Origin of the sequence: Roseisolibacter sp. H3M3-2, from assembly GCF_029211165.1 — a bacterium.
Classification (GTDB): domain Bacteria; phylum Gemmatimonadota; class Gemmatimonadetes; order Gemmatimonadales; family Gemmatimonadaceae; genus Roseisolibacter.
On the sequence record NZ_JARGEK010000233.1, the window covers coordinates 1 to 7,794 of the forward strand.

Annotated in this window: 11 protein-coding genes; 1 reads left to right on the plus strand and 10 read right to left on the minus strand. The window is 79.0% G+C overall.

What is annotated here, in order from left to right:
• From PYV61_RS17050 to PYV61_RS17090, 9 genes are all read right to left on the minus strand, one after another.
• The coding region (locus PYV61_RS17050) for a carboxypeptidase regulatory-like domain-containing protein (protein WP_275833790.1) at positions 1-1,515 on the minus strand (1,515 nt) is incomplete at its 3' end.
• 5 nt (positions 1,516-1,520) lie between these two features.
• Positions 1,521-1,973 carry a GNAT family N-acetyltransferase gene (locus PYV61_RS17055; protein WP_275833792.1) on the minus strand — a complete coding sequence of 151 codons (453 nt, stop codon included), beginning with the start codon at positions 1,971-1,973 and terminating at the stop codon, positions 1,521-1,523.
• Between the two features lie 35 nt (positions 1,974-2,008).
• On the minus strand, positions 2,009-2,473 hold the full coding sequence (locus PYV61_RS17060; RefSeq protein WP_275833794.1) for a DUF488 domain-containing protein: 465 nt from the start codon (positions 2,471-2,473) through the stop codon (positions 2,009-2,011).
• 1 nt (position 2,474) lies between these two features.
• Positions 2,475-2,783 carry an antibiotic biosynthesis monooxygenase gene (locus PYV61_RS17065; protein WP_275833796.1) on the minus strand — a complete coding sequence of 103 codons (309 nt, stop codon included), beginning with the start codon at positions 2,781-2,783 and terminating at the stop codon, positions 2,475-2,477.
• A 40-nt stretch (positions 2,784-2,823) separates the two neighbouring features.
• The gene (locus PYV61_RS17070) at positions 2,824-3,363 is read right to left on the minus strand and encodes a GrpB family protein (RefSeq protein WP_275833798.1); all 540 of its coding nucleotides are present in this window, start codon (positions 3,361-3,363) and stop codon (positions 2,824-2,826) included.
• Positions 3,360-4,010: a DNA-3-methyladenine glycosylase 2 family protein gene (locus PYV61_RS17075; RefSeq protein ID WP_275833800.1), complete on the minus strand. Its 651-nt coding sequence runs from the start codon at positions 4,008-4,010 to the stop codon at positions 3,360-3,362. Before PYV61_RS17075 ends, PYV61_RS17070 begins: the two co-directional genes overlap by 4 nt.
• A complete protein-coding gene (locus PYV61_RS17080; RefSeq protein ID WP_275833802.1) occupies positions 4,007-4,582 on the minus strand; it encodes a DUF6624 domain-containing protein in 576 nt (191 codons plus the stop codon). The genes PYV61_RS17075 and PYV61_RS17080 overlap by 4 nt, the downstream gene beginning before the upstream one ends.
• Before the next feature lie 5 nt (positions 4,583-4,587).
• On the minus strand, positions 4,588-5,334 hold the full coding sequence (gene map / locus PYV61_RS17085) for a type I methionyl aminopeptidase (RefSeq protein WP_275833804.1): 747 nt from the start codon (positions 5,332-5,334) through the stop codon (positions 4,588-4,590).
• Positions 5,331-5,831, minus strand: coding sequence for a hypothetical protein (locus tag PYV61_RS17090; RefSeq protein WP_275833806.1), 501 nt, complete (start codon positions 5,829-5,831; stop codon positions 5,331-5,333). The genes map and PYV61_RS17090 overlap by 4 nt, the downstream gene beginning before the upstream one ends.
• 131 nt (positions 5,832-5,962) lie before the next feature.
• On the opposite strand from PYV61_RS17090, the gene PYV61_RS17095 reads away from it, so the two are divergent.
• On the plus strand, positions 5,963-7,171 hold the full coding sequence (locus PYV61_RS17095) for an alpha-hydroxy-acid oxidizing protein (protein WP_275833808.1): 1,209 nt from the start codon (positions 5,963-5,965) through the stop codon (positions 7,169-7,171).
• Here the strand turns inward: PYV61_RS17095 and PYV61_RS17100 are convergent.
• Positions 7,168-7,650, minus strand: coding sequence for a GNAT family N-acetyltransferase (locus tag PYV61_RS17100; protein WP_275833811.1), 483 nt, complete (start codon positions 7,648-7,650; stop codon positions 7,168-7,170). The two genes, PYV61_RS17095 and PYV61_RS17100, sit on opposite strands and share 4 nt — an antisense overlap.
• Positions 7,651-7,794: the final 144 nt, after the last annotated feature.

Genomic DNA, 7,794 nt, shown 5'->3' on the forward strand with positions numbered 1-7,794 from the left:
CCGACTTCCGCGCGCGTCGGGGAGCGCGGTCCGCGCGACCTCGCCGGGCGCGCCGCCGCGCAGCCCCCGCACGGCGCCGTACACCGCGCCGTAGCCCGCCGGCGGCGCCGACGCGGGGTCGGCCGGGCACAGCTCGCGCGACAGCGTGGCGAGCGACGGGGACGCCAGGCGCACCGGCGCGCCGCCGCCGTCCGCGCGCGCCTCGCCGTCGCCGCCCACGTCGTACACGCCGAGCGAGTCGAGCGCGGGGTGCGCGACGGTGAAGGTCGCGGCGCCGACGGGGAGCGAGTCGAGCGTCCAGCGCCCCTCGGCGTCGGTGGCGACGGAGCGGCCGCCGGGGCCGAACACCAGCGCGCCGGCGAGCGGGCGCGCGCGCAGCGAGTCCCACGCCACGCCGTGCGCGCGCGCGTACGCCGGCGCGGCGTCGCCCTCCAGCCGCGCCTCGGCGCCGACCTCGGTGAGGCCGACGACGGACAGCCCGCCCGCGCCCTCGCGGCGGGTGCGCGGCATCCGCACCGTCCACCGCGAGACGATCCAGGGACCCGACGCCGGCCGCGCGAACTCGATCACGCCGCCGGGCACCGGCTCGCGCTCGTCGAGGCGGTCGCGCGTGAACGCCGCCGGCACGCGCAGGCGTCCCCAGTCGAGGCGCACGTAGCGGTAGTCGACGCGCCGCAACTCGGCCGACGCGCGGTCCAGCCAGAGCACGCCCGCGATGTCGGCGTCGCGCGCGGCGCGCGCGTCGCGCGCGGGCTCGAAGCGCAGCCCGACCATCCCCGAGTCCGCGCCCGTGCCCTCCACGCGGGCGAAGCAGTGGCCGCGCACGAACGCCTCGCCGAGCAGCGTGCGCTCGTCCGGGCCGTGCCACGCCGCCTCCCAGCCGGGGTCCCCGACGACGAACCGATTGTCGACGACGGTGGCGGTGAAGGGGCGCCCGCTCGCGGCGACCCACGGCTCCTCGCGCCGGCGCCCGGGGTCGCCGTTCAGCCGCAGCTCGCGGCGGAACGCGCGCGTCTCGAAGGCGACCGTGCGCTCCTCGCGCCCCTGCGCCGAGGTCTCGAGCGTCGCGCGCAGCGCGTCCCACACCGCGAGCAGCGCGTCGACCCCCGCCGCGCGGCTCGCCGGGGTGCCGCAGCGCGCCTCCTCGGCGAGCGTCACGCGCCCCAGCGCGACGCGGCGCGCGGCGAGCGCGAGCCGCGCGTCGACGGTCGCGCCGGCGGCCAGCGTCCACGGCCCGAAGCGCTCGGGCCGGAAGCCGACGCGGCGCACCAGGACCGCCCACCGCCCGGGCGCGGGCGCGCGCAGCAGCCGCACCCCGCCGGCGCCGGTGAGCCCCTGGTCCGCCGCCGCGCCCCCGTCGGCGGGCACCAGCGACACGAACACGTGCGCCGGCGTCTCGCCGGTGGCGGTGTCGGCCAGCGTCACGCGCACCGCCTGCGCGCGCGCCGCCGCCGGTAGGAGCGCCGCCGGCAGCAGCGCGGCCGCGAGGAGCAGCGGGAGGGGCGCGCGGCGCACGCGGATCACTCCGCGAGGTGCAGCGGCGCCGCGAGCGCGCGGGCGAGCAGGACGCGCCCCGTGTCCTCGAACCCGGCGCGCGCGTAGACGCGCCGCGCGCCGTCGTCGTCGGGGCCGACCTCGACGTACATCGCGTGCGCGCCGCGGGCCGCACAGTCGGCGCGCGCGGCGGCGGGCGGCGCGGCCGCCAGCCCGCGCCCGCGCGCCGCGGGGAGCACGAACAGGTCGTCGACGAAGGCGCGCGTCGCGCCGTGCTCCATGCTGAACGCGACCGTCATGGCGAGGTAGCCGGCCGGCGCGCCGTCGGCCTCCAGCAGCCACACGCGGCCGAGCGCCGGGTCGGCGACCAGCACCGCGAAGGTGCGCGCCGCCGGCCCCTCCGGCAGCGGGTACCCGGACTCGGCGTAGAACGCGCGCATCAGCGCGACCAGCGCCGGCACGTCGTCGGCCGTGGCCACGCGCACCGACGGCACGGAGGGCGCCGCGCCCACGCTCAGTCCCCCGCCTCACGCTCGGGGCGCAGGTGCTCGACGGCGACCGGCACGCGCTCGCGCAGCGCCGCCGCGACGAGCGTCCGGTGGCAGTGCGCCGGGTCGGCCTCGAAGCAGAGCAGCGCGAGCTTGGGCCCGTCGCGCACCAGCGCCTCCAGCTGCGCCAGCTCGGCCTGCGCCCGGTCGGTCGCCAGGTGCTCGGCGAAGATCGCGTGCATCTCGGCGTGGCGCCCGGCGCGCGCGGCGGCGCGCCCGTCGGCCGGCGTGCCGAGCCCGCGCAGGTGCACGTACCCGATCCCCGCCTCCTCCAGGTTGGCGGCGAGGCGCGTCTTGGCGAAGCCGGGGCGCCGCGAGCTGGCGACGGCGCGCACGTCGACCAGCAGCCGCACGCCGGCGTCGCGCAGCGCGCGCAGGAAGTCGGCGACGTTCGTCCCCTCGTACCCGATCGTCGCGACGGTCGGCGGCACGTCAGATCCCCCGCAGCACGCGGATCGTCACGCCGTCGACGAGATCGCGGGCGCGCGCGCGGTGGTCGTCCATGTGCGGCGCCGCGAGGTGCGCGGCCAGCGCCGCCTCGTCGCGCCACTTCTCGACCACGGTGAGCACGTCGTCGCGCGGCTCCGCCTGCGCGGCGATCGCCGTCGGCGCCTCCAGCGCGCCGGCGTACTCGATGCACCCGTCCTCGGCGAGGACGAGCGGCGTCAGGCGGCGGAACTCGGCGACGAAGGCGTCGCGGGCGCCGGGGCGCAGGCGGATCTCGGCGAGGACGTGGAGCACGGGCGGCGGGGGCGGGACGGGGGCGGGCGGACGCCGTACGCTACGCGCCGGGGTCCGCGCCGGCCAGCCGCAGGACGCGCCGGACGAAGGCGCCCTTCCCGTCGGTGTACGCCTCGCGGTCGGCGGCGTGCGCCGCCGCCAGCGCGCGCTTGAGCGCCGCGTACTCGGCGGCCAGCGCGGGGTCGGCGCGCAGCGCGTCGCGGAAGGCGAGGTGGTCGCGCCAGAGCGCGCTCCCCTCGCGCACCAGGTGCAGGTGGTGCGTGCGCAGCCCGGCCGCGTCGTCGCGCACGAAGTACTCGCGCCCCGGGATCCCGTACGGCCCGCGGTGGACGTAGCCCAGCGCGGCGAGCGGCGCCACGTACGCCTCCCCCGGCACGTCGGCGGGGCGGCCGAGCAGCAGGTCGAGGATCGGCTTCGCGACGAGGCCCGGCACCGCGGTGCTGCCGACGTGCTCGACGGCCACGGGGAGCCCGCCGACCGCCGCGCGGATGCGCGCCGCCTCGTCGGCATAGGCGCCGGCCCACCCCGCGTCGGGCGCCGCCAGCCGCACGCTGCCCGACGCCAGCCCGAGCGCGCTCACGCGGCGCGCGCCCCGCGATCCGACAGGTAGCCGTGCCAGAGGATGCGCGCCGCCACCGCGCGCCACGGGCGCCACCGCTCCGCGAGCGCGGTCGCCTCGGCGCTCGCCGGGAGGCGCGGCAGCCCGTCGGCGCGCATGATCGCCTTGTGCAGCGCGAGGTCGCCCGGCGGCCAGGCGTCGGGGCGGCGGAGCGCCATCAGCAGGTACACGCCGGCGGTCCACGGGCCGATGCCGGGGAGCGCGACGAGGCGCGCCTCCACCTCGGCGTCGGGCGCGCGGTGCAGCGCGTCGAGCGCGAGCGCGCCGCTCGACACGGCGCCGGCGAGCGCGTGGACGTAGCGCGCCTTCTGCCGCGTGAGGCCGAGCGCGCGCAGCCCCTCCTCCCCCGCCGCCCCGACGGTCGCGGGGGTGAAGCCGCCGAGCGACGCCTCGACGCGCGCGTACAGGGTGGCCGCCGAGGCGAGCGAGACCTGCTGCTCGAGGACGATGCGCGCCAGCGTCGCGAAGCCGCGCGGGCGCCCCCACATCGGCGGCGGGCCGTGGCGCGCGACGACGGCCGCCAGCGCGGGGTCGCGCGCCGCCAGCTCGCGCACGCCGGCGAGCAGCGTGGCGTTGGTGAGCGCGGGCGCGTTCGCGCGTCCCGTCACGCGCGCCATCCCGTGCGCCGCAGCCAGTCCCGGTACTCCCGGTCGAACGCCGCGCGGTCGTCGATCTCCTGCCGCTCGGGCCTCGCGAGCAGGGGCGCGAGCGGCGGCAGCCCCACCGCCGCGCGTCGCGCCTCGACGCCGTCGGGCTCCTCGATGTCGTGCGGGCGCAGCCAGCCGTCGGGGTCGGGGACGAACTGCGTCCCCCAGCGCTGCGGGCGCCCCTCGTACAGGCGGATGCGGTCGTCGAGCATCGCCGGCTGCCACGCCGGGACCTCGCCGCGCGCCGCGGCCTCGCGCAGGGCGGCGAGCGCGTCGCGCAGGAACGCCGGCTCGCCGATCGCGTGCTGCGCCACCAGCCACGCCGCCTCCGCGCCGTCGTCGCCGGCGAGCGAGCGGCCGGGCCACCCGTGCTCCGCGACCAGCGCGCGCAGCCGCGCCGCGTTGCGACGGTGCACCGCCTCCATCGCCGGCGCGTACCCCTGGAACAACTCCCCCGTCGCCTCCAGCTCGGCGCGCACGCGCAGGTCCTCGGCGCGCATCGCCAGCAGCTCGTCGCGCAGCGCCGCGAGCACGGCGGTCAGGCGGCGAGCGTGAGGACGAGGGGGGCGCCGTTCCGCACCACGATCGTGTGCTCGTGGTGCACGGCGAGCACGCGGTTGTGCGTGCGCAGCGTCCACCCGTCGCGCTCCTCGACCACGCGCGCCGGGGCGGCGGCGAGCATCGGCTCGAGCGCGATCACGAGCCCGTCGCGCAGCACGACGTCGGCGCGCGGGTCGGCCCAGTTGGGGACCGACGGCGCCTCGTGCAGCTTGCGCCCGATCCCGTGCCCCTCCAGCTCGCGCAGCACGGCCGCGCCCTCCTTGCGCGCGGCCCCCTCGACCGCCGCGCCGACGTCGCGCATGCGGCGCCCCGCGCGCGCCGCGTCGAGGCCGCGGTTGAACGCCAGCCGCGCGGCGCGCTGCAGCCGCACCGCCTCGGGGAGCGCGGGCGGCACGAGCACCGTGCACGCGCTGTCGGCCATGAAGCCGTCGAGCTCCAGCGTCACGTCGAGCTTCACCACGTCGCCGGCGGCGACCACGCGCGGGCCGGGGACGCCGTGCACGATCTCCTCGTTGACGCTGATGCAGGTGAAGCCGGGGAACTGGTAGGTGAGCTGCGGCGCCGAGCGCGCGCCGGCCGCGCGCGCGACGCGCTCCCCCTCGGCGTCGAGCTGCTCGGTGGTGACGCCGGGGCGCACCGCGGCGCGCATGTGGGCGAGCGTGCGCGCGACCAGCCGCCCCACGCGCTGCATCGCGGCCAGCTCCATCTCCGAGGTGATCGTCATCGCGCCGCCTCCCGTGCGGCCGCCGTGGGGAACCCGACGTGCGCGGGGCCCGCGCCCAGCGCCTCCTGCGCGACCTCGGCGTCGCCGCCCGCGGCGAGACGCGCGCCCAGCTCCAGCATGTGCAGCGCCGAGAGCCGCCGCGCGACCTCGTTCTCGGCCTGCGCGCGCATCAGCCCCATCCCGCCGAGCGCGGCCAGCCGCCCGTACTCGACGCCGACCTCGACGCGCGTGCGCCCCGCGCCGGCGGGCGCGAAGTCGTACGTGACGCGCCAGCCGAGGCGGTGGATGCGCTTGTTCGTCATCGGGTCGAGCGCGGCGTAGGCGATCTCCAGGCGGCGCCCGGGCTCGACGTGCGTCACCCACCCCGCGTACTCCTTGCCGGGGCGCAGCGCGCGGAACGCCTCCCGCACGCGCGGGTCGTCCATCGACGCCTGCACGGCGTGGACGCACTGCTCGGCGGTGAGCGCGAGCTCGAGGCGGGCGGCGACGCGGGTCATGGGCCCCAATCTACTGCCGGCGCCGACGGGTCGCCGTCGTCCTCGCGGCGGCGGTGGCTGGTTGACGTCGCCGCGCGCGGGGCGCAGCGTGGGGCGCCGCCCCATATCGACACCCGCCGCCAGCCCCCCGCATGCCCGACGCCCCGCCGCCGCTCCAGGCGCCCGCCGCCGGTGCCGTCCCGTACGGCCTGGCGATGCAGCTGCGCGCCTTCGACCCGTCGCAGGCGGCCGAGCCGCTCCCGCCGGTGTCGCCCGAGGAGTGGGAGGCGGCGGCGCGCGCCGCGCTTGCCGACGGGCCCTTCCACTACGTCGCAGGCGGCGCGGGGGGCGACGCCACGGTGCGCGCGAACCGCGACGCCTTCGCGCGCCGGCGCCTCGTGCCGCGCATGCTGCGCGACGTCTCGCGCCGCGACCTCTCGGTCGAGCTGCTCGGCGCGCGGCTGCCGGCGCCCGTGCTGCTGGCGCCGATCGGGGTGCTCGGCATCCTGCACGCCGATGCGGAGGCGGCGCCGGCGCGCGCGGCCGCCGCCGAGGGCGTGCCGTTCGTGTGCAGCACGGTCAGCTCGATCCCCATGGAACGGGTCGCCGAGGCGATGGAGGCGGTGCGCCCCGGCGCGCCGCGCTGGTTCCAGCTCTACCCGGCGCGCCGGCGCGACGTGATGGCGAGCCTGCTCGCGCGCGCCGAGCGTGCCGGGTACGGCGCGGTCGTCGTCACGCTCGACACGACGATGCTCGGCTGGCGCGAGGCCGACCTGCGCCACCGCTACCTGCCGTTCGTGCGCGGCGAGGGGCTGGCGAACTACTTCGGCGACCCGGCGTTCCGCGCGTCGCTCGCCGCGCCGCCGGAGCAGGACCCGCGCGCCGCGGTGCAGGCGTTCCTCGGGACCTACGTGCACCCGGGCTTTTCGTGGGACGACCTGGCGTTCATGCGCGCGTCGACGCAGCTGCCGCTGCTGCTCAAGGGGATCCTCCACCCCGACGACGCGCGGCGCGCGCTCGACGCGGGGGCCGACGGCGTCGTCGTCAGCAACCACGGCGGGCGGCAGGTGGACGGCGCGGTGGCCGCGCTCGACGCGCTGCCGCGGGTGGCCGACGCGGTCGCGGGGCGCGCGCCGGTGCTGATGGACTCGGGCGTGCGGCGCGGCGCCGACGTGCTCAAGGCGCTGGCGCTCGGCGCGCGCGCGGTGCTGTACGGGCGGCCGTACGCCCACGCGCTGGCCGCGGGCGGCGAGGCGGGCGTGCGCCACGCGCTGCGCTGCCTGCTGGCGGACCTCGACCTGACGATGGGGCTGTGCGGGTGCGCGTCGACGGGCGAGGTGGACGCGGGGATGCTCGCCTAGAGGTCGTACCGGAACACCAGCAGGTCGAGCGTCGGGATGCCGTGCTCGCTCCGCCCGCTGCGGTCGTACCAGAAGTAGTCCTTCCGCACGTGGTCCATGCGGAACCCGCACTTCTGGTAGAACGCGAGGTTCCCGATGCTGGAGTTGGCCGTCCCGACGAGCATCGCCGATTTCTCGCGCCGCCGCGCCTCCTCCAGCAGCCACGCGACGACCGCGCGCCCGACGCCGCGCCCGTGCGCCGCCTCGGCGACCGCGAGCTCGACCAGCTCGCACGGGTCGTCGCGCCAGCGCATGGTCGCCGCGGCCACGAGCGCGCCGTCGAGGTTCGCGCGGTAGACGACGTCGCTCAGGTTGGCGAGGCTCCACCGCAGCGCGCGCTCCGACAGCTCGGCGAGCAGCAGGAGCGGGACGACCGCCTCGTGCTCGGCGGCGGGGACCTCGCGGACGACGAGCGCGTCGGGGTTCGGCAGGGACGGCATGCGGGTACATTGCGCGATCGCCCCCTCCCCTGCCATGCGCCGACTCGCCGTCCTCCCCCTCGCCGCGCTCGCGGCCGCCGGCTGCCGGCGCGCCGCCGAGCCCCCCGCCGCCGCGGGCCCGTTCTGGCGCGCGCAGCCCGCGGC